This window comes from Olegusella massiliensis (genome assembly GCF_900078545.1).
Lineage (GTDB): Bacteria > Actinomycetota > Coriobacteriia > Coriobacteriales > Atopobiaceae > Olegusella > Olegusella massiliensis.
In genome coordinates, this window is record NZ_FLLS01000002.1 from 358,300 (window position 1) to 383,600 (window position 25,301).

Annotated in this window: 17 protein-coding genes; 5 read left to right on the plus strand and 12 right to left on the minus strand. The window is 42.5% G+C overall.

Features of this window, described 5'->3' with window-relative positions; translation table 11 throughout:
• Positions 1-63 precede the first annotated feature (63 nt).
• From BN4314_RS01945 to BN4314_RS01960, 4 genes are all read right to left on the minus strand, one after another.
• Positions 64-1,857, minus strand: coding sequence for a DUF6020 family protein (locus BN4314_RS01945; protein WP_068539542.1), 1,794 nt, complete (start codon positions 1,855-1,857; stop codon positions 64-66).
• A gap of 421 nt (positions 1,858-2,278) precedes the next feature.
• On the minus strand, positions 2,279-2,599 hold the full coding sequence (locus BN4314_RS01950) for a VOC family protein (protein WP_068539540.1): 321 nt from the start codon (positions 2,597-2,599) through the stop codon (positions 2,279-2,281).
• A 30-nt stretch (positions 2,600-2,629) separates the two neighbouring features.
• Positions 2,630-5,245, minus strand: a complete 2,616-nt coding sequence (locus BN4314_RS01955) for an RICIN domain-containing protein (RefSeq protein WP_068539543.1) — start codon at positions 5,243-5,245, stop codon at positions 2,630-2,632.
• A 34-nt stretch (positions 5,246-5,279) separates the two neighbouring features.
• Entirely contained in the window at positions 5,280-7,868 is a 2,589-nt protein-coding gene (locus BN4314_RS01960) for an RICIN domain-containing protein (protein WP_068539544.1), read from the minus strand.
• A gap of 174 nt (positions 7,869-8,042) precedes the next feature.
• Here BN4314_RS01960 and BN4314_RS01965 point away from each other — a divergent pair, with 174 nt between their 5' ends.
• On the plus strand, positions 8,043-11,339 hold the full coding sequence (locus BN4314_RS01965; protein WP_068539545.1) for an RICIN domain-containing protein: 3,297 nt from the start codon (positions 8,043-8,045) through the stop codon (positions 11,337-11,339).
• Positions 11,340-11,425: 86 nt separating this feature from the next.
• Here the strand turns inward: BN4314_RS01965 and BN4314_RS01970 are convergent, their stop codons facing one another.
• Positions 11,426-12,406 carry a glycosyltransferase gene (locus BN4314_RS01970; protein ID WP_068539546.1) on the minus strand — a complete coding sequence of 327 codons (981 nt, stop codon included), beginning with the start codon at positions 12,404-12,406 and terminating at the stop codon, positions 11,426-11,428.
• Between the two features lie 145 nt (positions 12,407-12,551).
• Here BN4314_RS01970 and BN4314_RS01975 point away from each other — a divergent pair, with 145 nt between their 5' ends.
• Genes BN4314_RS01975 through BN4314_RS01985 form a run of 3 tightly spaced genes read left to right on the plus strand, consistent with a single transcriptional unit; the run spans position 12,552 to position 14,633 of the window.
• Positions 12,552-13,232: a glycosyltransferase family 2 protein gene (locus tag BN4314_RS01975; RefSeq protein WP_068539547.1), complete on the plus strand. Its 681-nt coding sequence runs from the start codon at positions 12,552-12,554 to the stop codon at positions 13,230-13,232.
• 13 nt (positions 13,233-13,245) lie between these two features.
• Positions 13,246-13,590: a DUF2304 domain-containing protein gene (locus tag BN4314_RS01980; RefSeq protein ID WP_068539548.1), complete on the plus strand. Its 345-nt coding sequence runs from the start codon at positions 13,246-13,248 to the stop codon at positions 13,588-13,590.
• Positions 13,590-14,633 (plus strand): glycosyltransferase family 2 protein, encoded by a 1,044-nt coding sequence (locus BN4314_RS01985; RefSeq protein WP_068539549.1) that lies wholly within the window; start codon positions 13,590-13,592, stop codon positions 14,631-14,633. The genes BN4314_RS01980 and BN4314_RS01985 overlap by 1 nt, the downstream gene beginning before the upstream one ends.
• Before the next feature lie 16 nt (positions 14,634-14,649).
• On the opposite strand, the gene BN4314_RS01990 is transcribed toward BN4314_RS01985, so the two are convergent.
• A complete protein-coding gene (locus BN4314_RS01990; RefSeq protein ID WP_068539550.1) occupies positions 14,650-16,593 on the minus strand; it encodes a glycosyltransferase in 1,944 nt (647 codons plus the stop codon).
• A 51-nt stretch (positions 16,594-16,644) separates the two neighbouring features.
• Here BN4314_RS01990 and BN4314_RS01995 point away from each other — a divergent pair, with 51 nt between their 5' ends.
• Positions 16,645-19,149 carry a YfhO family protein gene (locus BN4314_RS01995; protein ID WP_187369525.1) on the plus strand — a complete coding sequence of 835 codons (2,505 nt, stop codon included), beginning with the start codon at positions 16,645-16,647 and terminating at the stop codon, positions 19,147-19,149.
• A gap of 34 nt (positions 19,150-19,183) precedes the next feature.
• Here BN4314_RS01995 and BN4314_RS02000 read toward each other — a convergent pair whose 3' ends face one another.
• Genes BN4314_RS02000 through BN4314_RS02025 form a run of 6 tightly spaced genes read right to left on the minus strand, consistent with a single transcriptional unit; the run spans position 19,184 to position 25,053 of the window.
• On the minus strand, positions 19,184-20,965 hold the full coding sequence (locus tag BN4314_RS02000; RefSeq protein ID WP_148424839.1) for a DUF6020 family protein: 1,782 nt from the start codon (positions 20,963-20,965) through the stop codon (positions 19,184-19,186).
• Between the two features lie 42 nt (positions 20,966-21,007).
• Positions 21,008-21,976, minus strand: coding sequence for a glycosyltransferase family 2 protein (locus BN4314_RS02005; protein WP_068539553.1), 969 nt, complete (start codon positions 21,974-21,976; stop codon positions 21,008-21,010).
• 42 nt (positions 21,977-22,018) lie between these two features.
• On the minus strand, positions 22,019-23,155 hold the full coding sequence (rffA, locus tag BN4314_RS02010; RefSeq protein ID WP_068539554.1) for a dTDP-4-amino-4,6-dideoxygalactose transaminase: 1,137 nt from the start codon (positions 23,153-23,155) through the stop codon (positions 22,019-22,021).
• Positions 23,155-23,511, minus strand: coding sequence for a DMT family transporter (locus BN4314_RS02015; protein ID WP_068539555.1), 357 nt, complete (start codon positions 23,509-23,511; stop codon positions 23,155-23,157). The genes rffA and BN4314_RS02015 overlap by 1 nt, the downstream gene beginning before the upstream one ends.
• A 2-nt stretch (positions 23,512-23,513) precedes the next feature.
• Positions 23,514-23,894, minus strand: a complete 381-nt coding sequence (locus BN4314_RS02020; protein WP_068539556.1) for a transporter — start codon at positions 23,892-23,894, stop codon at positions 23,514-23,516.
• Between the two features lie 4 nt (positions 23,895-23,898).
• Positions 23,899-25,053, minus strand: coding sequence for an ATP-grasp domain-containing protein (locus BN4314_RS02025; protein ID WP_068539557.1), 1,155 nt, complete (start codon positions 25,051-25,053; stop codon positions 23,899-23,901).
• Between the last annotated feature and the right edge of the window lie 248 nt (positions 25,054-25,301).

Genomic DNA, 25,301 nt, shown 5'->3' on the forward strand with positions numbered 1-25,301 from the left:
CTTACTGCTAACCCTACTTGCTTTTCATCTTGAAGCAAAACATTGAAACAGCAGCTTTATTCATCAAACGCTTTTCTTCTCATGAATTAAAAACTCTGGCCTCAGAATAAGAACAAAACTTATGGGAAGAGTGCAAAATGCAGCATAACTATAGCGGAACTCCGCATAAACAGGTGTAGCAACCAGCAGCGAAAGTAGTATCATTACATTTGGAATTGTCAGCATAACGCCAACTTTATCCCTGCGAATAATTGCAATATACAAACCAACAAAGAGCAGCCAATTGAAAAAACCTATACATAAGAATATCTGTAGCGTGGGTTGCTCTGAAAACTGAGTAAGATACCAATCGAGAGCAGCACAGGTATTTTTAGAATAAACCGTACGCTCTATTCCAAGATCATTGTTCTCAACCTTGTCAAACCATCGCCAGTAAGAGTACCCTGCATTCCAATATCCTCTTGTTTGATCAATCCATCCGCGCAAATACGTTAGTGGGTGTTTTATACCAAGAGAAAAATATAATTGGATATAATCTGTAGCATTTGACTGGATATAACTCTGGTTTCCCTTATCTCTTATAAGCTGCTTTATGGGGTCTGAAAGGATAGGACTATATCTTTTTGGGATTTGATTAATATCGACAACCTGTGATAGAAGTGTTTTTTGTTTATTTGTAAGATCGTTATGATCAACTATGTCTCTAGCAATTTGCTGTGTTGGAATAGAAAGAGATTCTAATAAGTCTGGTTGCGTGACACCGATTATCTTCAAAACTGGATGCTTGAGGATAAAGCTACAAACAAGCACAGCTGCCATAATAAAAATAATTCTTTTCTTTTGAAACCTCCACAGAGATAGAAAGCATAACGTAGTAAGAATAAACACAACGTAACCGTTACTTCTAAGAAGACAGATGCCAAAAGCCGATACTATTAGACCGCAGTAATTAAAAGTTCGTAGCTTCATCTGCGTTATACAACGATAGAAAAAAACTATATACAAAAGCGCCGATGCACCAAAAAAAATATCTTTCCACATCGTCATGCTGTACATAATGTGATATGGCATCAACGCAAAGAATAACTGTAAGAGAATTATTATCCGTTTCGGGATACGAAGTTCAGCAACTGTATAGATTGCAAAAGAAAATGAGGCGGCTATGAAAAGAATCGAAAATGCAGAATAAAATGCCACTGCTGCATTTATCTCGTGAAAAAGCTGAAATCCGATAGAGATAAGTATCTTTATGATTAGGGTATGGTAAAAAGGATGGTGATTAGTATAAACACCTGTAATAAGCTGATTCATCTGGTCTATGCTGTCCACGCTGAGATTGCCAGGATATTTGCATAAAAAAAGAATCGAAAGATTTAAGCAGGAAATAAATAAAAAAGTAATGAAGAAAGTCCTTAGTGGATTTACAGTTTCTACTGCTTTCCAGGTAATTCGTTGTATATTATTCGTTAACCAAAAAAGAATATTTTTAAAAGCAAAAAATGACCCCAAGAAAACAACAGCGAAAACAAGAGGGCTTGCATAACTCCTAAATAGCCAAAGTTCGTAGTTGGCCAATGTGATCATACTTGCAAAAAGGAACGAGAGCACCCCTGTTAAGCGTCTATCAAATCGTGGAGAGCAGCAAAAATCTTCCTGTAGTAATAATTCTTTGGCATTCCATCCCAAGCTTAGAAATCCCATAATAACTGTCACAAGATATGGAACGTAATAACTATCAGCCTGCAGAAGTTGCGAAAAGCCAACTGCCATAAGGACAGACTGGTAGACAATTAAAGTTTTCACTTTTTTCTTTGCTACCTTTAAAGCTTTTGTTATAGCTCCAGTCTGATGGTTCAATTTATTATCCTTCTTTATTCGTATATAGACTAACATGTAGTAAGCGCTGAGAAAAATGTCAATCTTAAGCCTCGGTGTAATACAGTAGGCATAACGATACTTCAATCTAAATAATATAGGTAGGCAAGATTAAAAAGTGTATTTTTAAGCATTCTTTTTGAGGGACAGCTAGAACATAAGAGATACAGACGCTGAACTTTGATACTACGAGTTAGCTTTTCTAGCCGACCCCATAACAGACTTAAGCTTTTCTTGATAAATAGAGTCTCTGTCAGCAAATCAAATCCACCCGCATAGCGGGTGGATTTCTTGTCTCGCGCATAAACCGCGCGAGACCGGGTTGATGGCCCACATAAAGAAAGGACTGTGGATATCCACAGTCCTTTCACAAGAATGCAAGCCTACAGTACTGACGCTTTGTTTACTGCCAGTTTTGCGTGTACTCAATGAGCGTATCTCTTAGGGTCACTAAACTCTCATTACTCATAAATACACGAGAGGACAGCACCCCAGAAGCAGTCCCATCCGCTGCGGGAGGCGTATCTACCAATACAAAGTCAATCATCGATTGCCCACCATTGGTACGAATCATTGCAATATCAGCATGTACGCCTCTGCGTACATCAGGCGTTGCTTCTACAGCAATGGCATTGCCCTCAAGGGATCCTTGAGCGGGATCGGGCAAGCTATCAGCAGAAATACGTGGGAGTTGATTGGTGTTATTTGCTTCGTGCTTTGCCATGCGGGACTCCTTCTCAAATACCTTATCCAACTAGTTGAACAAACGAATAATGCCACGAGGAGAATGTTTATAACGCCATATATTGCTAGTGATGACACCTTCACCAGGGGCAGCCTCAATCATGCGATCGTTACCCAAGTAAATAGCAATATGACCTTTCCAAGAGATAAGATCGCCACGCTTGCGACTACTCAACGATACGTGCTTTAGGTCTCCCCTCGTCCAAAAGGCGTTAGCGTATGCCGCATGGTATCCACCATTCAGACCTTTGTAATAGTGGTTATAGGGATTCATCGAACCAAAGTTCATGCCACATGCATAAGCGCACTGCAAGACTAGGCCTGCGCAGTCAACACCCACACCGGGTGCGCAAGCATAGTTCCAAATATAGGTTGTTCCTAAATAATCCTTCGCACGCTTAATAAAGGTTTCGATGCAGTCATTGCGCGAAGCAGTTCGCGAAATTCTTGAGGGGCTTGCATAGTTGAAAGGCCAGCTTTTATTACGCCAAGCACCCCACACGGTGTTTGGACTGAGCTGAACCATCCATGAGGGGTTTTGGTAGCCAAGTTTATTGGGTACCGAAGTCTTCTGAAAACGCCAGCCCTGAGCAGCACTATCATTTGAATTATAGGCATCAACATTCGTACCACTAGCTGTTTTTCCACCAGCCACATCTAGAACTGTTCCCAGCGCAGAGACAATCCGTAGACCGTACTCACCCATTTTAAAACGCCACTTCTGAGCAGCAGAGTTATTGCTGGTATATTGCTGCACGTTTGCACCAGAAGTAGAAGAACCACCCTTAATATCGAGCACTTTGAGACTATTGCAATTGACCAGGCTATACCAACCATTACCAACTGACTTGAGCCACCACATTTGGCACGCTTGATTGTTATCCGCAGCCATAACAACATTTGCAGCATTAGCACTGGAAGCACCATTTACCGCAAGTCGTAGCGTCGAAGAGACCGTAGAAGCTATTTCGTAAAAACCCTCATGAGGAGCAAAGCTCGTCTTGGTAAGCATCCAACCTTGTGCAGCAGTTAAATTACGACGGTATATTTGAATATTCGAACAATTGGCAACTTTACCACCACTTAGATCAAGTACCTTATCATCAATAGCAGAGCGGAATTCAAAGCCATACCCTAGCGTTGCACCAACAATCCATTCGCGTAGTGCACCAGTTTGATAACCCTGCTGGGCATTGTTTTGTTGCACCACAACATACTCGCCAGAATTAACATTCTGCAAAGTTACGTTACCATTAGCAAGCGTGCGAATATACCACTTTTGAGCTGCTGTTTTATTAGAACGATACAACTGAACATTGGCACCTATATTCCAAGAACCGCTTGCCACGTCGAGTACATAGCCAGAATTTTTTGCCGTAGAAATAATATAGGAGCCTTCAGCTATCCTTGGATGATATGTATCAATGCTAAAGATATTTGCATTCGGCGTACGTTGACTCACAAGCTTACCGTTCACGAAGGCGAGTGCCAAGTCATCACGTATGGCAGAAACTAACTTCCATCCTCCCTCAGCAGCCACCAGAGCCCACTGCTGAGAAAAATTACCACTAGCTTGCTGCTGACACACAGCACCACCAGGTAAAATATCATCTTGATTTAACTGCACTGCTTTGGCCGAGCCAGCATTAAGCAGTTGATAGTAGCCTGTTTTTGCATCGCGCTTCAGATAAAATGCCTGAGCAACAGTGTTATTACTCTGGTACGCCTGCAATTGTCTACCGTTGTCTTTGCTTGCACCAGGCACATCTATATTCTTATTATTCGACTTTAAAGTATAAAAATCTTCATCAATTTTTTCGTTTGCACTAGGCGCAGATCCCGCCAAGCAAGTAAAGCTAAAGCGCTGAGCTGAGGTTCCATTTGAGTCGTACAATTGCAAGTTTGTTTTTGGTGCCGTCTTGCCACCACTCAAATCTGCAACAAAGTCAGCATCCAAAGCAGAGCGAAGTAAAAAGGTGTTGTCTTCATTTTGGATAATTGCCCACAGCTGTGCCAAACTCCCGTCATAACTCTTCTGATAAATATTTACTGTATTTGCTGCTTTATTACCATCAACTGTCAAGGCTTTATTGCTACCAATATTTGTCAGCGTGCGCCACTGCTGCCCGTCGCGTTCTACCGTTGCTACACGCCAAGACTGCGCTGCTGTGTGATTGTAATCCCAAAGTCTGACGTTAGCCTTATCCGTTTTTGACCCACCTTCGACATCCAAGACGCCGCGGATACGCGAAGAAGAAATTACGTAGTCACCGTCAGCTAAACCCCGCGAAGGCTCATCGGCTCTAGTTTCAACTTCCTTAGCAGGAATGTCCACGTCCGCATCTGTCGTAGGCGCATTCATGTTCTGAACAGATTCCACGGGGACAACCGCAGTCTCTTTTTCATCGGGAAGAGTTGTGTCAACCTGTTTTTCAGTTACTGTTTCTTCATTATTACCAGCGAGCGACTGAGAGCTAACAGCAGCTGACTGCTCAAGTGAGCTTGACTGTTCTGAAACAAGCGCATCATCCGCAAGCGCCAGTTGCGGCGCAAGTATACCCAACGAAAGACTTAAAATTGTGCCTGTGACCGCAAGAATTAAATGATTTATATGCTTAAGTTGCATGTCTCATCCTCCAAACAAAGACATAAGCATAAATTTACACACGTGCTGATTGAGATGTCGGCCTAAGTACAACATCCCACCACTGATCTTTCCATCCACCCATTGAACGGTAATATGCCAAGGGACGGGTACAAATCTCATAACCAGTCTGATCGCCAGGTTTACCACCTGTAATACCACCCCACTCATTTTGATGAGCAGCAACTTCGGTGGTATTCGAAACAATTCCTGCTGTGTGATTCAAATCCGAAAGCAGAATATCTCCTACTTGAAGATTTCGCACATCACTAATGTAGAGTACTTGCCAGCCGCGACTCTTTAGATTAGAACGCATGTCTCCTGTCCAAGACGCACTACCTGTTTTGAAGCCAGCAGCTCTCAAGCTAGCAATCACCAAAGATGAGCAATCATAATCACCACGCTCACCCCAACGATAAACTTGGTCATAGCCATGTTTATTATTATTGGCAATAGCAACCATTCGCTGGGAGAACTTGTCAATAGAGGCTCCTATGCCCTTTGCGCTCGACTTACGTAAAAGCCAGCCTTGGGCTATTGTGCCATTATTTTGATACTGTTGGACATTGGTCCCTGATGACAGCTGGCCCGCTGTAATGTCCAGCACCTTACCCGAACCATTCACAAAGGTAAAACCAGCATCACCAAAAACAATCTGCCATTTTTGTCCCAGCTCATTATTTGTTGTGTATTGAGCAACGTTAGCTCCATTAGACTGAGATGAGTCCTTAACGCCGAGAGCTTTGTTTGAGCTTGCAGATACGATGCGATACTGATTGCCACCTAAAGAGCTAACACGCCATGTCTGTGCTGCACTACTATTGGCTTTATATATTTGAACATTTGCACCATCATTTCCCGAGCCACTCCTCACGTCTAAAGCTAAATCACCATTACCCGCTGTACGAATTTCGTACCAACCCTCACCATCAAAAACTTGGGTGTCTTCAAACGTCCAGAGCTGTGCATCAGATCCATTCTGCTGTTTCAAATCTATATTTGCTGAATTTTTAGCAACACCACCCGCAATATTGAGAACAGTACCCAAAGAACTTTGGAGACGAAACCCACCATGCGAGCCCAAATGGCCCAAACTAAAAGCAATCGACCAGTAGCTTGCTTTATCCGCTGTGGTCTGTATTACGTTGTTACCTTCATGTGAAAGATATAAACCAGAGCCAATATTTCTGAGCAGCCAACCAGCTGAACTTTGCTTGAGCTGCCACCGTTGCCCATATCCCCCATTCCAAGAATAAGATTGGACATTGGCACCAACTCTCGTGCTCCCACCGCATACATCAAGCACCTGAGAAGTATGATTTACGCTACTGACGCGATAAAAACCTTGGGTGATACTGGGACTCCACTTAGATAAATCCCAAAGCTGGGCAGGAGAGTTAGCGGCAACATCTGCGGTCTGTAGTACACAATCTATATCTGCAAGAGCGTGACGGGTCTTTGCATTAATAAAGTAATAGCTACCAGCACCATCAGATACTAACTCCCACAGCTGATAAAGATTATTTTTTTGATTTGTCTGCTGTGTTAACACAGTACCTGCAACAATGTCTGATGCAGAAGTACTAAGCGAAAGCCCCGATTTATCATTACGAATACGCCAGTACTTACCTTCACGAGAAAGATAAAAGCCCTGAGCCATCGTATTGTTCTTGCGATACAGTTGAACTTTTGCACCAGCCTTGTCAGACGCGCCAGTTACATCAACTGTAAGAGCACTTGAGCGAGCAGTAAATGTATATGACCCCGCTTCAGGCTGTACGTCGGCGTTTTCTACAGGATATAAAGACTCTGTTGGGTCACTCACACCAGCAAAACCTGCAAAAACATCTATCAAATTCCAAATTTGTGCATCTGTCCCATTAGATTTATAAATCTGAAGATTAGTACCGTTTGTACTATGAGAACATCTGACATCAAGTACAAAGTTACCCGCTAAAGCAGAACGTAAACGTGCTTGGCCTTTTTGTTTATTCACCCAGTCAACATACCAGCGCTGTGCTGCAGTGCCGTTTTGTACATACTGCTGGACATTGGTACCGTTCGCTGTCTTTGCGCCAGCGACATCTAACACCAAACCACTCTTCTTATTTTTAATAATATATCCGTCTTTGTCTGTATGAAAACTCCATTCCTGAGCGCCTGTACCATTTGCTTCATAAAGCTGCACATTAGCACCGTTTTTCTTGGAGCCACCCTTTACATCAACAGAGCCACGTCCAGGCACAGCAGATTCAATGACAAACGAGTGACCCTGTATGGCCATCTCATCAGGCGACCTAGTATCTACAGATCTCTCAGATACAGACTCTTGTATCTGATTTTCGTTTGCCGTAGTCGCAACTTCCTGATTGGGTGGAATCACTTCAGTAACATCATTAGATTGGAGTGAGACCAGATCTGAAGTACCGTGAGAGCCTGCGTCACCCTGCAAGCCTGCAGAAATTGCTGCCTGTGATAAAGAGGGCGATGCTGCATCATTGCTTGCATCCTCAGCAAAAGCAAGCGTTGGCGCACTGAGAGCAAGCATAGAGCCCAGTGCAAGCGTCGACAAAATCTGCTTTATCTGTAGACTATGGGTGCACATCAATTCTCCTCTGCCAGTTTTGCTAGATCATGATTACTCCGTATGATATATCCTAGCTTGTATTTATCCGCAAAACTCATGTATTAGTTACATGAGCCCGTTTTGACAAGTTATTAATACGTGCTTTGTCTAGCAAATATTTTTCTCTATCTTTACGGGAAAGGAATGCAGTCCATGGTTAATAATTCCAAGTCAAATATCAAAAACTATCTATTCCGTAAGCGTCATACCATTGCAGCTATGGCTATCGCACTTCCCCTGTTAGCTACTCCAGGCATTGCATTTGCTGTGGATGAGACACCAAGCGGCGAAGTTATTCCTACGGCAATCACCGAAGCTTCAGTGACCTCCACCTCCGATCAGACCCCCAGTCTGATGGTTGCTGCTCCCACTTCTGAAATAAACAACATCGATGCTGCCGATGTAACTCCCTCTACACAAGCTCAGACAACCGAGATCAAGCAGGACGAGGCTGCCGGTACAACCAATGGAGAGCCTGCCGTCTCGACCTCCCCAAATACCACTGCGACCTCTATAAAACCAATCACTTCTACAAATACTGTGCCAGAACATGCACCACAAAATCGAGAGGTTCATGCAATACTCTCCGATGGACTTTATGAAATAGCCACTTTTAGTAATTCTCATAAGGTTATCGATGTAACTGGTGGTTCTCGAAACAACGGCACTGCCATACAAACATATCGCTCTAATGGCTCTGGTGCTCAGATTTGGCGTGTTAAACATCTTGGTGATGGCATTTACACCTTACAAAACCTGAGGTCAGACAAATATCTTGATGTTCCATCTGCCAAAGCAGTAAAGGGCGCAAAAATACAGCAATACTCAGGAAACTCAACGCGCGCGCAACAATGGGAAATCGTCCCCGATGAAAAACGAGCAGGCTACTTTACCCTGCGTACACATCTCGAAAACAGCCTTGCCCTCGATACAGAAATGAACAATATCACACTTAAGCTTGCAGAAGGTAAAGATTCACAAGCGTTTACCTTTGAGAAGATTACCGCTGCCATAAGCAATGGTATCTATGAGATATACAACGTCAATTCTCACAAGCCCATTGAGATACCTGGTGGTAACCAAAAAGAAGACACACCCATTTCAATTTATATGCCCAACGATTCAGCAAGTCAGCGCTGGCGCATCACACTTGCCGGGAAAGATTGCTACACCATTCAAAATGTAAAAACAGGCAAATATCTTTCTGCAAACACCACCAGAGGGAAACTGAATTCTGTTATTTCACAGCGTGCTGCTAGCTATGCAAATAATCAAATGTGGAAACTCAATCCCCTTGAAGATAGTGGCATGTTTACGGTGACATCAATACTTGATAGCACCAAGGCTCTTGATGTCACTGGTGCAAAAACCGCAAATGGAACTAAGTTGCAACTTTATAAAAGTAATAACACACTTGCACAGTATTTTTCACTTTCAAAAATTGAACAATGCCTTGCTGATGGAGTCTATGAGCTCAACAATCTCAACTCTCATCTTGCAATTGGAGTAAAGTCAGGAAGCATTGCACATGGAAGCAATATTCAACAGGTAAGCGCTCAGCCAGATTCGTCTCACTATTTTTATACCCACTACAACCATGAGGACGGATACTACACCTTCACTAATGTTAAAAGCGGTAAACGTCTTGAAGTCCAAAACGGATCTAACGCAAAAGGCGGCAATATCCAGCAAGGTGAAGTAAGCAATGCGTTTGCCCAGCGCTGGTCTATTCGAACAGATAATAATACCCCTGGCCTGTATGGAATCTATTCTTCTATAGGCGGGCTTGCACTTGATGTACGTGGAGGGTCAATTACCAACGACGCAAATATACAAGTGTGGACCTCAAATAACTCGAGTGCACAACGCTGGACATTTAAGCATATTAATCAGTGGCTCAACGATGGTGCCTATACGATTGTTGCCGCAAATAACAACAATAACGTTTTGGCTGTGACAGATGGGGACCGTAACGATTCGTCAGCCATAACTACACAGTCCAGAAAGACTGGTAATACCTACCAAAAATGGTATCTAAACTGGGAAGGCAATCTTATCAAGATCGTTAATATATCCACTGGTAAAGCACTTGATATTCGTGGCGGCAAAACGACCAATGGTACTATTATCCAACAATATCAAAGCAACAACAGCAAGGCTCAGCGCTGGTTGCCTATTATGACGGACTCTGGCATTATGCTGCAATCTGCTCTTGATGCGCGAGTAGTTATAGATATCTCTGGCGGAAGTAAATCTTCTGGAGCAAAAATACAGACGTATTTCAGCAATAACTCCTTGGCGCAGAGATTCTTATTTGTAAGTTCTCACTTGTTTGATAGTGAGGTAATTTACACTATTTATGGTGCTGCTGAAAACCCTTCTGACAAACCCAATCAAGTCATAGATATTCAAGGCGGTTCCACTAAGAGTGGCGCACGTGTACAAATGTATGCTGCCAATGACTCCCCTGCTCAAAGGTTTAAGCTTATCCCAGTTGGTGAGGATAATTATCGCCTGCAAAATATAAAATCTGGGCTTTTCATCACTGCAAATCCCTCTGGGATACTCACGCAGACAGCTACAGATAACTCCAGCACAATATGGCTACCTCGTTGGGATTTTGATACCAACTCCATCGTCTTGATGTCATCTAGCCAGCTACAAGTAATGACAGCAGCCAACGGTCAACTAACCCTCACGCCCTTAGCGGCAAATAATCCAGCCCAAGGGTTCCTCTTTACCAATACCTCTCAACAAAAGCGTCTCCATGGTATAGATATTTCAGACTGGAATGCAGACATAAACATAGCACGTATACCAGCAGACTTTGTCATTGTGAAGGCAACACAGGGTACCACCTATAAAAACCCCTATTTTCGCAAGCATGCAGCAGAAACACTTGCTGCAGGTAAACTACTTGGTCTATATCATTTCGTAGACACAACAAAAGGTGCGATTAACGAAGCTCGACATTTTGTGAATATTATTAGAGGTAAAGCAGGAGAGACCAACTACATCGGTAAAGCAGCGCTGTTTCTTGATTGGGAAAACAACGATATTTCGCATCAAAACAATATCAACAAAGGACCAAATTATGCAAAGGCATTCCTTGATGAAGTAAAGCGCTTAACTGGAGGCGTAAAACCTCTTATTTATATGAGCAAAAGTGTAACTGGCAATAGCTATAACTGGCAGAGCGTTGCTGACGCTGGTTATGGTCTTTGGATGGCTCAGTACCTCTATAAATATTATGATAACGGCGTAAAAGGTCACGTAGATAACCCCACTCTCATTTACAACGATGCTGAAGATGGTCAACGCGAGTGGAGCAAACCTACCCTCTATCAATACACTTCAAAAGGACAACTACCTAACTATGATAAGTATCTCGATATGAATGTGTTCTATGGTAGTGTTTCAGACTGGAATGATTTAGCGGCATGGCATTAATAACGCTACACGCCAATATTCTGTGAGATAAAAAGAACCTCCCCGTGGAGGTTCTTTTTTTCTAGTACATCCTTCTCATTTAAAAACTAGCTCAATGGATAGCTACGTTCACGCTCATACTCTGCAGTTACCTGTAGTTCCCACGCACGACGATTGCTCTTAACAACCGTGTCTAAAATCAGACCGCAACAAAACAATAAAGCTCCTAAGCCACAAAATGCCACAGCGAGAATCGCAGTAGGGAATCGCTGAACAAGATGTGTTGCCTGGAATTCCCAAATAACAGGAACGCCTAAAAACAAACCGATGATAATAACAAGAGCTGCCAAGATTGAAAAGAACGGTAAGGGCTTATAGTCTTTAAAAAGACCAGCTATCATACCTATTACCTTGGCGCCATCTGAAAAAGTATTGAGTTTTGAGAAAGAGCCTTCTGGGCGATCTCGATAGGTAATCGGCACCTGAACAATTCGCCAACGTTTATCCACTGCATGGATGGAAAGCTCGGTTTCAATCTCAAAACCTGGTGAGATTACTGGCAAAGTTTTTGCAAAGGCACGAGAAAATGCACGATATCCCGTCATGATATCAGCATAGCGAAAACCATACAGACGATTAATTGCCCAGCGCACCATATTGTTGCCCAAACCATGAAAAGCGCGCTTGTTTTCTGTGCCATACGTACCATTACTTAGGCGGTCACCAACCACGTGATCTGCGCTTCCATCAAGAATGGGAGCGATTACCTCTCGCACTTGCTCAATTGGATAGGTGTCATCGCCGTCAACCATAACGTAACAGTCTGCATCAATATCACGAAGCATTTGCCGCACAACATTACCCTTGCCTTGTCTTGCTTCAAAGCGAACTACCGCCCCATGCTCACGCGCAATTTCCGCTGTGTGGTCTGTCGAGTTGTTGTCGTAAACATAGATAGTTGCTTCGGGCAGATATTTATGAAAATCATCTACCACTTTAGCAATCGTTAGCTCCTCGTTATAACAAGGAATTAAAGCTGCAATTACTGGATTGACAGGTATATGAGTATGCGCCCATGGCTCAGACATAAATCTCCTTCTGTTGTTGCAATTATAGAAACCTTAACATGCAATAGATATTGATGGGAATGATATTAGCATGTATCATTCATTCGCAAACTAAGATACGGTATTCTTCTATTAGTAATGAGCTGCAAATAATAGGGCGTAGCCAATGAAGATACTTGCAATAATTCCAGCATATAATGAAGAGGAATGCCTCGAGGATACCGTTAAGGAATTCGTGGCAGCTTGCCCTGAGATTGACTATTTGGTAGTCAACGATGGATCGAAAGATCACACCCCTAACATTTGTGATGAACTTAAGCTCAATCATATTGATTTGCCCATCAACACAGGCCTTGCTTCGGGATTTAGAGCAGGCATGAAATATGCTCTACGCCATCATTATGATGCTGTTGTACAGTTTGATTCTGATGGACAGCATATCCCTAGCTATATACCCATTATGGCTCAAAAACTTGAAGCTACAAATTGTGACATTGTTTTAGGCTCTCGTTATCTTGCCGGAGAAAAAGCGGTTGGGCTTCGAAATATTGGATCACGGATTATCTCTCAGATGATTCAAATGGCAACTCACAGCACTATTACAGATCCCACCTGCGGGCTACGCTTATATGGTAAGAGCATGATTCCTCTCTTTGCAAATGGGTTTGATCTTGAACCCGAACCAGATACCTTAGCTTTGCTCCTTCGAAATGGCGCAACTATTTCCGAAGTCCCCATTTCCATTCGCCAGCGTCAAGGAGGAGTCAGCTATCTTAATCCTTTTCGCGCATTAAGATATATGCTTAGGACTTGGGCATCACTTGTTTTGTTTTTATGGTTCAGGTAGGAGTCAAGAAAAAATGCCAGCATTCCAACAGTTTCTTCTTTTGACAGGCGCGATTTTTATTTTAAGCATCGTTATTCATTCCGTACACAAAAAAAAGATTCTGATAGATGATTCACTCTTTTGGATAGCCCTTGCTCTTTTTCTTGTAATTTTGGGTGTCTTCCCACAAATTGTGTACTTCTTTGCAGGGCTTTTTGGCTTTCAATCTCCAGCAAATCTCGTTTTTGCAGCTGTCACTGCTTTATTGTTGACAAAGGAATTTCGAACTTCAGCAAAAGTGTCCATATTGAAAGATCGCGTAAATCAACTAGCCCAAGAAATTGCCTTACAAAATTCGGATGACAAGGACAAGTATTAATGAACTCCAAACGCGTTAGTATTATTGTCCCTTGCTACAAAGTAGAAAAGTATCTTCCTAGGTGCTTAGATTCTCTTGTACATCAGACACTTGATGGTGTTGAGGTTGTTTGCATTAACGATGGATCTCCCGACCATTGCATCGATATACTGCGTGACTACAAGAATCACTATCCAGAGCACATTGTTATCATCGACAAACAAAACGAGGGTGTATGGCGTGGACGGTGGGACGGCATTCAAAAGGCCCGCGGAGAATATATTGGCTTCCTTGACAGTGATGACTATGCTGAACCTGATTTCGCTGAAAAACTTTATAACGCAGCCAAATCAGTTGATGCTGACCTTGCAGTCTGTGGGTTTAGCCGTATAGATATAGAGACTGGCAAAAAAATCACTCATGAAATGTGTAAAGTTCGTCCCTCTTTCACAATCACTGATGATCCTGGCAGATTAATTGAAATGAATGGAGCACCCTGGAACAAGCTTTGGCGCGCATCGATACTACGCTCTATACATGATCTCCAAGCTCCTCCAAAAGTACTTGACGACATGCTTTTTCAGATGCTAGCTTTTCTAAAAATGCATGGGACAGTCGTATTTACTCCTCATAGCCTTGTTAATTACATAATCCGTTTAGACTCCATTATCAATACAATCTCTTTGGAAAAACTGCAAACAGGCTACGATGCATTTGTGGAGGTGCGAGGACTTTATGAGGCAAATAACGCCAGTGAAAAACTGCTATATGCGTTTGACGCAGTGGCATTCGAACATTTAGGTATCTCAATGATGTTCCGTTTATCATGTGATAAGAACATCAATCTCTCCGATCAAATTAAAATCTGCACCAACTTCTTGAATCAGCATTTTCCCACGTGGAATCACAATCCATACATTAGCTTAGCTTATGCTCACAAACATGGCGGGGCATTTAAGCGTCTATGGATAGCCCAAAAAATTTATAAAACCCATTTACTTGGACCATTTCTTGCACTCTATCGCTTTGCCATCGATAAACTACATTTTGATGTGAAGTGGTAGCGAGCATCTCGTTCAATTACATAAGCCCTAATAAGAAGAGCAAGCGGACTGCCAGCTCTTCGCTGGGCTTTTGGCGCAAACGTTTTGCAAAGAAGGCTTTGCTGAGTCGTTTGCCGTCAAGCATACCATCAATGAGTGCGAGGTCATTCGAACTAAGCCTGCATGTATAGCGTTCTCTAAAATGTCTGAGCTGATTTTTAATGTCGTCTAGTTGCCCTTTAGCAAAAAAAGTTCTTACACGAAACATCAGCAAAGATAAACCACTGCTACCTGTAGGGCTAACGCTGGAGCTTAAACGACGATAGTCAAGCGAAGCAAAATTATCAAAACTAATTTCGCCTAAACCAGCAGCTACTAGTGCCATCCACCAGTCATGCGTATATACTCCCTCACTACCATTTGCCAACAATTCTTGGACGAGAGTTCGATTCATGAGAGAGGTATTGCCCGAGCACACGCTTTCTACCAACAAAGTTGGAAGTGCTACTCCAATTCGATTGAGCTGAGAGCGCTCAATGAAGTTCATCTCCTCATCGCAAAAATTGTACTCACTACAATACAGCTGAGGAATGGACTGGTTCCGACCTGCAATCACCCGCAGTGCACGACTAATTCTATCTGCATGCCATATATCATCTTGATCACAGAAGGCAACGAAGTCATAGCTATCCCCGGGCATGGCAAGCGCATCAAGAAACGAACCTACCACACCTTTATTCTCCCCTGCCTTATAGCTCAAAAGTCCTTTTGTGGCATATTCTTTCAACAGCTTAAGCGTGTTATCTTTCGATCCATCATCACGCACAAAAAGATCTACCTTTTTATCCTGAGCAAGTACAGAATCAATTTGTTCAGACAGATATTTTTCTCCGTTATAGCTAGACATCACCACGGCTACACGAGCGCTGCTTACCAAAGGATCATCAAAACTGAGCACATCTACAGGATGCGAATCACGAGTCGACTTGGCTATATCGGCCTTGCGCCCCGCCTCATATAGTGCGAGTTCCCAATCCATGCCTATACGCATCGCAGGTGTTGCATTGAGCACATCATGAGCATGACACCAGCTGAGACGTTTGAGAGGTGGCAATGTCAAAAGCTTTGACATTCCCTCACACAGCTTTTTGTCCTCGGCACTCAAGACCTCACGATAACATTGCAAAAAAGCTGCCGCCTGCTGCATGCGCGCATCAAGGCCATCAAGCTGCTGGGCACGGGGCAGCAGCTTATGCATGTAGCTTCCTAGCTTTTGAGCAATACTTGCCGCAGAAGCAGAACTCGCACCAACTGAATTATCTCCGTGTTGGCGATACAACATTGTTGCTTCTGGCACATATCCAATGTGACCGAGAGCTGCAGCGGTCAGCATAAACCACCAGTCATGCATGATAACCAGAGTACGATTTTGAGGGAGACACATTACGTTATGGTAGAGCGCACGATTAGCAAGCATGACACAACCAGGGGAGACATTTTGCGCAAGTAAATTTGCGAGTGACACACGCTCAGGATTAAGTCCAGAAAAAACTTGAAACGATGGTGCTATAACTTCAAGTGACTCATCCACAACAGCTAAATCAGAAAAGACAAGCAAGGGAACTTCTTTACCATACTGCTCCTCAAGACAACGCATTTCAGCCATCTCACGCTCAAGCTTATCGATGAGCCATACATCATCTTGATCACAAAATGCAAGGTAGGGAGCAGTCGCCCTTTCCACAAGGTCAAAAAAATTATCGCGTGCATTACCATGCGCATGAGTATTACCCACATCACAGATTCTACTATCCTGTGCTGCATAGCGAGCCACTATAGCGGTCGTTGCGTCTTGGGACAAATCATCAGATAGCAGTAACTCCCAATTGCGGTAACTCTGCGCCAAGAGTGATTCAAGCTGACGCCCTATAAAACGCTCGCCATTGAAGCTTGCCAAAAGAATCTGGATTGAAGCAGCCATGTTTCACCTTAGTCATGCATAAACAACAAAATGCCATCCTATTACATTACTATGAAGACGACGCTTGTATCTCAAGAGCTTGGAGCCCGCATGCATCTCAAAAATTACCTCTACCTGACTTGGATAGCTCTTGCTTCCTTCGTACTTTTCCTTTTCTGTTGTCGCCATTCTAGGCGACTACTAACTAAAGAAAAACAGCGAAGTAGTTTCGAGATGCTTGTTCTCCTTTCAATATTAGTTTTAGGCACAGCAACCATTCTTGGAAATCAAATCCTTGGTACAGCTAACCTTACTCTTGGCTTCAGAAGCAGCGCAAACGATACATTTGATCAATATATTCCTTACTATCTTGACATTATTCATAATGCACAAGCTGGAGCTTTGCCTTTTTGGTCTCATCATTTTGGCATGGGATCAAGCTTCCTTGCCAATCAAGAATGGTTGATGGATCCGTTTAATCTTGTTTTAATCCCTCTTTGCCTTAGCTTTGGTGAAGAATTTCTTGCTCAAGCAATCGCCATTACCTTCGCCTGTCGTGTGCTCTGTGCTGGTTTTTTCTTCTCACATTTTTTGACTCGTTTTTGTTTAACTCCTCTTGCACGTATTTTTGGTGCTTCTAGCTATGCTTTTGCCGGCTACATCTTTACTGTGGGCAAGCATTATTTCTTTGGGACCGCTTGGGTACTACTGCCGCTTATAGTGCTCGGTCTCGAAGATCTCATGAGGCGCAAATCAGCTGGATCATTCGCACTTGTGAGCGTTACTACTGCAATTTTTATTTGTTTTAGTGTCTACTTTGCGTTTATGACACTTATTTTCTCACCCATTTATGTTGCATTACGCCTTCTGGCCATAACTGAGGAAGGCAAGAAAGGGCATTATTGCCAGCGTTTCTTACTGTGTTCAGCATCGGTGCTCACTGGCGTCTTATTGAGCGGAGTCATGCTTTTTCCAACTGCCTATTATATTATCGCCGAGACAAGCCGCGTAGGTGGAACAACGGCTTCATCAAAGGGCACGGCCTTTAGTATGCTATCGAGCTTTATTTCACCTCATGGTATTGGTTTCATATTTAGCAGACTTATGGGTAGCGCACTTATAAGCGTGGGTACAAATTATCAATTTATGCCCAATAATAACGAACTAGAATTTTTTCAAGGTGGCTTAGGCTGCGGTGTATATATCTTATTAGGTCAATATCTCTATTGGATATACGGCCAGACAAGCATGAGACATCGCATTGCTACTACGCTTGGTTTGCTTTTTATTGCATTCTACTCATTTAACTTCTTTTTTCCCTCACTCATTACAATATTTCGCTACCCCACCTACCGAGCCTCTCTCACAATAGATGCGATGCTTATTTGCGCAATGGCAATAGGACTTGAGAAAGGTTTTATTGAACGTCAGCCCGCACCTGTTCCACTCGGCCTCTCTATACTTTTCTCTGCCTTTATACTCACGTGGTCCTTATATAACACTATCAATTCCCGCTTGCAGTGCATGCTTTTTATTACGGTTCTGGCACTTTCAATACTATTAATCATCCTTTTCTTTAAAAAACAAACCTGGATTGGAGTACTTACCATAGGCCTCTGTGTGCTATTTATTTCGAGTTCTCTCGTAGATTCCTTCTCAGAAATTAATCGCAATCCACGCATAGTGCAAAGCGATAAATTCCCGCCAGCTGCTAACCAAGCACTCAATAAGGACACAATAACTGCTCTATCAAAGTTACGGTCCCGTGACGATAGCTTCTATCGAGTGGAGCGCGATTTTCATAATCTGACAAAATGGAATGATGCCCTAAGTTTTAACTATGCAGGCATTTCTAGTTATAACAGTGCCGAGGATGGAGAACTGGGAGATTTCTTTAATCAGCTCTGGCCGGCAGCAATATCTCACCATACGAATAATTTTAGTTGTTATATCTTCCCTATAGACTCCACCAGCTCACGCATGATGGCTGTTACTGGCGTTCGCTATCTCATCTGCCAAACTCCACTGCCACCATACACAAGCTGGGCAAAGCAGATTGAAGAAGTTAATGGTTTGCATATCTATGAAATAAGTTTTGAGGGCAATACGGTAAGTCCACTCTATCTTAGGAGTTCCGCACTCAGCCAGTCGGACGCAAAGAAATTGAGTATTACACAGCGACAAGAAGCCCTCGATACCAGCATCATTGTAGAAGATGATCAGCTAGGCTTAGTTGATATCACTTCGAATCAACAAAAAATTGAAGCAGATGTACAGCTCAAATGTGCTAGTGATAATTCTATCAGTGGCATTATCGATACCAATAGGGGCGGAGTTGCTTGCCTTTCTATACCTCATACAAAAGGTTGGAATCTCACCCTTGATGGCAAGCCGTTAGAAATTTTCTCAGCAAATTATGGTTTTATTGGCTTTAATTGCCCAGCAGGCAGACATGTTCTCTACGCCTCCTATACCCCCGCCGGTCTCATTCCTGGAGTACTAACAAGCATTGCAGGAGCCATCTGCTCGGTCGCTTTCGTTGTTTACCTACATAAGCAAAGAGTTCGTTGTCGATGAAGACGCTCAAAATGATTACAGAACGCGCGACGCACTATGAAGTTTTTCTCGTTAGGCCAGGAAGACATACCCAGACTGGAGCAGAAAATATCAGCGGAGACATATAACGAAAGAGAACAACCGGACCAAGCATAAGGGTAATAAGTAAACCCAGACAAAGAGCGAGAGGGACAGCCATCTGTTTCTTTTGTTCGCATATTGCATGAGCGAGTACCAATAGCAATGCCCATACATAAAGTCCCGATTTACAAATCTGAGCTAAGAGTGGCGTATGAACATAGGGCATCTTCCATCGCTGCTCATCTTTTGGGAATACCTTATCTCCAAATAATTTATCAAGCATCTGCTTATATAGAGGAAACTTACTTTGTCGTTCAATGGTTATATAGTCAGAACCCGGAAGTGAAAAATTAGCATAGTCAATATAAGCATGAGCCATTTTGGCATCGTAATACTTTATATCTGGATACCATAAGCCATAAGTTAGCTCAAGGTGAGCTAGGATATAACTGCGTGGATACTTCAATCCTAAATTTGCCCAATACCCTATAAAACTCTGCGGATTCGCGCCAATCAACTCTGTGTTAAGGTGTGCTTTATATTGATCTGAAATCCTATTGTCGCGAAAATAATTATGGGACGTGAGAAAACTCTCGGGCATATACGTATAAAGCTGCTGAAGCTCCTTCTCGGAAAGAGAATCTTTCTCATAGTTCCATACGCGCGCAAGTTGTGTAGCTGGCACGCTCATCATTTCCGTAATAGTAGTATCTTTTTTTGCTCCCATTGAGCTCAATATCGGGCCGTGGAACAGCAAATAAGCTACACATGCCAGTGAAACAATAGAAAACAGCTTTAAACGCCACACTTTTGGCGATACAAAGGCAAGCATAACTAAAACAAACACTAAAGCATAAAACCCGTTGTTACGACACAGGCAGAGAAAAAGAATCCAACATACCGTTCGAGCAGGATATTGCCAGGATTGCCAAAATTTCTCTGGCTCGTTGGTTGCTATAAAGAACAGCATGATGCACATTGCAAAGGCTGCCATAAAGGGTGCATCTTGTAAAACAGAAATAGAAATGATGGCCAGACCCAAATTTAAGCAAAAGAATCCTGTACTCAATCCCAATACCCTATAGCCCATACGGGTATTTAAAAAATTAAGAATGCGCCACACTACATAGAGAACAAAAGCGAGCTGCAACAGAGTGAGTGTAGCAAATCCCAATTCATACGTGCCAGTGATACTCCAGCTTGTATGAACAAAAAGATAAAAGAGCGCCTGGTAGGGAATAGACCATTTTGACTGTAATATACCGTGACTTATTGCTCGATACCATTCAGGAGAATCGGCCTCATAGATGCCTGGCCAGAGCGCAAGCCATGTAGCAAACCACACAATACATATCAGAATAAATGCCAGGTAAACATACTTTTTACGAGCGGGGCAATCTGTGCCTCCCCATTCGCTCATTAATTCCAATATGCATAGTATTAAAGGAAAGAAACTAAATGCATAAAGAAGGATATTTTCTAACACTAGTCTTAGACAAACAGATTTATCCTGCCAGATAAACTGAGTCCCTAAAGACATGAACAGAGAAAACACGACGCTTAAAACTACCGAAGAAAAAAGATATCTCCCCGTATGTTTTGTGATAAAAATACGTTTCCACAAAAAGAAGAATGCAAAACAGAGAATAGGCAGTACCAATGAACCTTGGATGCTTTTCTGAGCGGTATAAGATGCAAGATAGCGAAGGACTCCGCAAGAGGATATCAGGGCAGAGAAAAGAATGAGAGCTGTCATCTTATGAAGTTCCACTCTATTCACTCTATAACTCTGCATTTACTAACCAACTTCTGAATGTCGAGGTTTAATCTTTTTCTCTGCAGGAAGGTTGACCGTATCATGAACTACATATTGTGGTGTTGAATTAACCGAAAGCACGATATTGCCCACGTACTCGCCAATCATCCCCAAAGAAAAAAGTATCATGCCAAAGAAGAATAGTAGTAAACAGATGATAGAGGCCCACCCCGCTGGCATATGAGGATCAGTCATTTTTTGAATGATAACGACAATTCCTGCAACAAAACCCACCACAACAAAAAACATGCCCATCCAAAAAACCATGCGGAGCGGGAGCTTCGTGTAATTAAAGTATGAAAGCCATAAGTTAATTAACTTCCTAAGGGTATAGCCAGAGCTTCCATATTCGCGCTGGTGATGTTTAACCGTCACATTACCAATTCGAGTGGTCATACGAGTGAAGAGTGCATCTACAAAGGGATTGTAATTATGAAACTTAATCATCTGGCTTTTTATTTGGGATGTACACATCCAAAAACTTGACGTCTTCATATCTGCGGGTTGATCAAGCAGAATATTTCCCGTAACCTTATTGAGCCAACTCGAAAAACGCTTAATTGGACTTAACGAGGGTCTCTCTTCAAAGACACCATATACCACATCGTACTCACCACTTTCCATTGCATCAAGCAGTAAGGGAATTTGAGATGGGTGTGTCTGCAAATCATCATCCATGCAAAGCACCAAATCTCCCTCAGCATAATTAAGCGCACACATTAAAGCACTGTGCTGACCAAAGTTACGCATGAGACAGATTCCGTGAACATTAGGATGTGCAAGTGAAAGCTCGCAAATCTTGTTATATGTCTTATCGGGGGGATTGTCATTGACTAATATGAACTCACAGTCATACGTATGAGTTTTTTCAAACTCAGTCTGTGTCAATTGAACAACATCAGCAAGACTTTTCTCCGAATGAAAACAAGGCACTATAACTGAAACGAGCACACTATCCCCCTGAACCAGTATTCGTAATCTTGGAAACACTCACTAGCGATTATGGTAAAAAGACGAGACTGCAGTAACAATTGCCCGTCTATCTTCATCAGCTAAATTGAAATACATGGGTAGACGCACCAAACGCTCACTTTCACGTGTCGTAAACTCATCTTTTCCATGAAAACGACCAAACATCCTGCCTGCCGGGGCTGAATGTAAAGGAATATAGTGAAAAGTTGCTTGAATATTTCGCTCCTTAAGGTAGGAAATTAATGCAGTTCTTTCGCTAAGGTCAGCGCATTTAATATAAAACATATGTGCATTATGAACACACTCATTTGGAATATGAGGGAGTTCGATATCTCCCTTTTTGGCAATTGGCTGCAACTTTTCCCAGTAATAATTCCAAGTATTAAGTCGATTATCATTAATTCTATCTGCAAACTGAAGCTGACCCCAGAGATACGCAGCATTGATATCACTAGGAAGATAACTCGATCCTCGGTCTACCCACGTATACTTATCAACTTGGCCGCGGAAGAAACGCTGTCGATTGGTCCCTTTTTCACGAATAATTTCTGCACGGTCATTAAAAGCAGAATCATTAATAACTAGAGCACCACCTTCACCCATAGAGTAATTTTTAGTTTCATGAAAAGAGTAACAACCAAAAGTACCGATGGTGCCCAATGCACGACCTTTATAACTACTCATGACCGCTTGCGCCGCATCTTCTACAACCAAAAGATTATATTTGCTTGCAATGTCCATAATGCTATCCATTTCGCAAGCAACGCCAGCATAATGTACTGGCACGATAACTCGCGTGCGATTGGTAATGGCGGCTTCGATTTTTGTCTCGTCGAGATTCATGGTGTCAGGACGGACATCAACAAACACTAAAGTTGCACCAACCATCTGAAAGGCGGTAGCTGTAGAAGAAAAAGTAAAACTTGGAAGTATTACTTCATCACCAGGTTGAAGATTGCACAGAATAGCAGCCATTTCAAGCGCGGTAGTACCCGAAGTGGTCAGCAGTGTTTTTTGAGCTTTAAAACGCTTTTCAAGCCACGCATGACAACGCTTAGTGAACGGACCATCACCACTAATTTTATGATTATCCTCCACAGCTTCACGCACAAAAGCCATCTCACTACCAATAAAAGGCGGTACATTAAAATTAATCATTACGCTACTCCCAGTGAATAAATGGCAATGCCGCACATGATAAGAAACAATGCTACGTACTTCCGCAGATTCATTTTCTCATGAAAGATTGTAACGCCAAAAATAGTTACATAGATATAGCTGGTAGCCTCCAATATAGGACCCATTGAAAGAGGGATACCTCTATATGCAAGAATCGACATGATAGTTGACCCCACAAAAATAGTGTATCCCCCAATTACAAGCGGATTTAGATATTCTTTTATCGTTGAGCTGTACTGCTTCATTGCAGATTTCTTGAGTAACACCTGTGCCACTGCTGCAATAAACACCCCAAAAAGCAATGCAAAGACATAGCGTAGGTCAGCCTTCTCCATAGCTATACCTTCCCCTCACCTGCAGTATCTTCGTCATAGGTATCTGCTGCTGCATAGAGAATGACACCTATAAGCACGACAAGTCCGCCAATGAGCTTCAGAATACTCATATTCTCGTGAAAAATAAGGGCTCCCCAGATAAGACCCCATACTACAGTAACCGCCCTATTTGCATATGCAGTAATAAGAGGAAGATGTTTGATAATCTGTTGCCAACCAAGAGCATAGATGCCCAAAATGCCAATAATGCCGATATAACACAACATAAAAGAAGAACTGGGAAAGGCAAGACCTGAGGCAACCTTACTCAGCACCGTGCTAAGAGAGTAAAACATCAATAGCAGTTGCAGCGAAAGATAAACCTTTATCTTAGATTTGGTCATCAGCTTAATGCCTTTCAGCAGGTAAATAGGGAATTAAATCCTCCAAATGAGAGGACTTTAAAATATAAAACCCATGTCGAGAGGCACTATCAACAATATCGATGGACATATCTCCGATGGGGCTAACAAAGTCAATTAACTCAGGATATGTTGTCTGAATAGTATTCAAGACATCAATATCGTTCGAATCAAAAATAAAGCGAATCATGGCATATGCTGCCGCATGCGAAGGAACTAAACGAGGCTTCTCTCCTAAAGCACAATCAATTACAGCTCCCACAAAATCAATACCTGTAGAAAGCGGGACTAAGTCACTCCCTATACAGTCCCCACCCATACGACTACCAATCTCAACAATCTTAATTTCACCAGAGGGCAGCAACATGAGTTCTGAGTGAGAGGCGCCGTAGCGTACTCCCAGACTTTCAAGCGCATGGGGCACGATCTGCTTAATTTTCCTATAAATCTCTTCAGAAACTGGTGCAGGCTCAAGATGACCTGTCTCTATAAAATGAGGTGCTCCAGACGTAAACTTCTTTGTCAAGGCAAGGAAATGATGCACGCCTTCCCAAGAAACATACTCAACGCTAAACTCCTCACCCGCCATGTACTCTTCGATTAAAGCTTCTTTTGCAAAGGAAGAATCTATGGCAAGCTTTACCGCAGCTTGAAGAGCAGTCGTGTCAGCAAAATCCAATTTAGTAATACTACGACTTCCAGAGCGATCTACAGGCTTAACTATAAGTGGATATGCCATTCCAAAATCTGATATCCGTTCGTCAGCGCGGATGAGCCGACTCTTAGGAGAAGGGTCTCCATGCTGTTCGAATGTTTGCCGCATGAGATGCTTGTTTGTAGATTTTTCTACTGTTGCAACAGAATTTGCCACCAATCCCAAACGCTCAGCAACTTGCGAAACGGTAATATTTCCCAAGTCAGAACCAATGGTGCAAATTCCATCTACACCAACCTTACGACAAATATCGCAAATTTCGTCAATTTCAGTAATTGAAATCGGATAGTAAAAATCAGCTGTTTTCTCACCGATTGAGCCATCACGCCAAGCAAACACATGAGTTTCTAAACCGCGCTCTTTTGCTTTAAGGATAAGGGGATTTTGGAAATCTGAAGCTCCAATAATAGCAATCCTTTTCGGCATACGAATACACGGATCCTTCCAACAAAATCTGCGAACACAGCACAGCATCTTCCATGTCCATCATATGGAGTGACACTCATAGCAAAATCATCTATACACTACCCGGGAAGAATCTCCATAATTGTCATTATGGCAAAAAAGTATAGCCCATATCTCCTTCCAAGCTGTTTACCTTATCAGAGTGGAACTATGACATCATTAGGCTGCAACAAATGTAAACTAAACTGCAATACCACTTTTGCAATGGA

Excerpts from the sequence above, each read along its gene's own strand:
- BN4314_RS02000 (WP_148424839.1), bottom strand. The coding sequence starts at position 20,965 with ATGACAGCTCTCATTCTTTTCTCTGCCCTGATATCCTCTTGCGGAGTC.
- BN4314_RS02020 (WP_068539556.1), bottom strand. The coding sequence starts at position 23,894 with ATGACCAAATCTAAGATAAAGGTTTATCTTTCGCTGCAACTGCTATTG.
- BN4314_RS02025 (WP_068539557.1), bottom strand. The coding sequence starts at position 25,053 with ATGCCGAAAAGGATTGCTATTATTGGAGCTTCAGATTTCCAAAATCCC.
- BN4314_RS01950 (WP_068539540.1), bottom strand. The coding sequence starts at position 2,599 with ATGGCAAAGCACGAAGCAAATAACACCAATCAACTCCCACGTATTTCT.
- BN4314_RS01965 (WP_068539545.1), top strand. The coding sequence starts at position 8,043 with ATGGTTAATAATTCCAAGTCAAATATCAAAAACTATCTATTCCGTAAG.
- BN4314_RS01960 (WP_068539544.1), bottom strand. The coding sequence starts at position 7,868 with ATGTGCACCCATAGTCTACAGATAAAGCAGATTTTGTCGACGCTTGCA.
- rffA (WP_068539554.1), bottom strand. The coding sequence starts at position 23,155 with ATGATTAATTTTAATGTACCGCCTTTTATTGGTAGTGAGATGGCTTTT.
- BN4314_RS01995 (WP_187369525.1), top strand. The coding sequence starts at position 16,645 with ATGAAGACGACGCTTGTATCTCAAGAGCTTGGAGCCCGCATGCATCTC.
- BN4314_RS01970 (WP_068539546.1), bottom strand. The coding sequence starts at position 12,406 with ATGTCTGAGCCATGGGCGCATACTCATATACCTGTCAATCCAGTAATT.
- BN4314_RS01955 (WP_068539543.1), bottom strand. The coding sequence starts at position 5,245 with ATGCAACTTAAGCATATAAATCATTTAATTCTTGCGGTCACAGGCACA.
- BN4314_RS02015 (WP_068539555.1), bottom strand. The coding sequence starts at position 23,511 with ATGGAGAAGGCTGACCTACGCTATGTCTTTGCATTGCTTTTTGGGGTG.
- BN4314_RS01990 (WP_068539550.1), bottom strand. The coding sequence starts at position 16,593 with ATGGCTGCTTCAATCCAGATTCTTTTGGCAAGCTTCAATGGCGAGCGT.
- BN4314_RS01980 (WP_068539548.1), top strand. The coding sequence starts at position 13,246 with ATGCCAGCATTCCAACAGTTTCTTCTTTTGACAGGCGCGATTTTTATT.
- BN4314_RS01975 (WP_068539547.1), top strand. The coding sequence starts at position 12,552 with ATGAAGATACTTGCAATAATTCCAGCATATAATGAAGAGGAATGCCTC.
- BN4314_RS01985 (WP_068539549.1), top strand. The coding sequence starts at position 13,590 with ATGAACTCCAAACGCGTTAGTATTATTGTCCCTTGCTACAAAGTAGAA.